Below are 863 nucleotides of genomic sequence, written 5' to 3'. Positions count from 1 at the left end.
CGCTATCTAACCGAGTTGTTCAAGGCATTGCCCTACGCGCGAAGCGTCGATGATTACGAGGCGCTCTTGCCATGGAAACTGGCCCAGCGCAACGTCGACACGACGGCCTAATTCGCGTCACAGCGCAAGGGCGTGGTCAATCGATCGCTTACACACTATCGGTTCGAACCCAGACCCGTAGCCATCGCGCGTGGTAACGAGAAGGGCCGCGTGGAGCGCGCCATTCGTCACGTCCGCGACGCGTTCTTCGCGGCCAGACAGTTCACCGATCTGGATGACCTGAATGCGCAAGCCGAACACTGGTGCCGCACGCAGGCGGCGGATCGCCCGTGCCCGGAGGATCGCATGATCAGTGTGCGCCAGGCGTTCGCCCAGGAGCAGCCTACGCTGCTTGCGCTACCGGAGAATCCCTATCCCGTCGAGGAAACGCTCGCCGTCAAAGTCGGCAAGACGCCCTATGTACGCTTCGATCTGAACGACTACTCGATCCCGCACACGCACGTGCGGCGCACGCTCACGGTACGGGCCGATCTCGAGCAGGTACGCGTGCTGGACGGTGCCGAGATCCTTGCGCGCCACGCTCGCAGTTACGACCGCGGCGCGCAAATCGAAGAGCCCGTTCACATCGAGACACTGGTCGGCGTCAAACGCGAGGCCCGTCATCATCGCGGCATGGATCGCTTGGCCAAGGCTGCCCCCGCCAGTCAGGATCTGCTGCGCCGCGCGGCTGAACGCAATGCGAATCTGGGCACCATCACGGCGGCGCTGCTGCGGCTGCTCGAACGCTACGGCGCTGCGCAATTGCAGGCCGCGATCGGCGATGCGCTACAAAGCGGCGTGCCGCACCCGAACGCCGTGCGCCT

Annotated in this window: 1 protein-coding gene; it reads left to right on the top strand. The window is 64.4% G+C overall.

The window, feature by feature from the left end; genetic code table 11:
* Nucleotides 1-210: 210 nt before the first annotated feature.
* The coding region (locus WS69_RS04395) for a Mu transposase domain-containing protein (protein WP_442854887.1) at nucleotides 211-863 on the top strand (653 nt) is incomplete at its 3' end.

The organism is Burkholderia sp. BDU5, assembly GCF_001522845.1.
GTDB classification, from domain to species: domain Bacteria; phylum Pseudomonadota; class Gammaproteobacteria; order Burkholderiales; family Burkholderiaceae; genus Burkholderia; species Burkholderia mayonis.
This window is presented reverse-complemented; position numbering and strand designations above follow the sequence as displayed.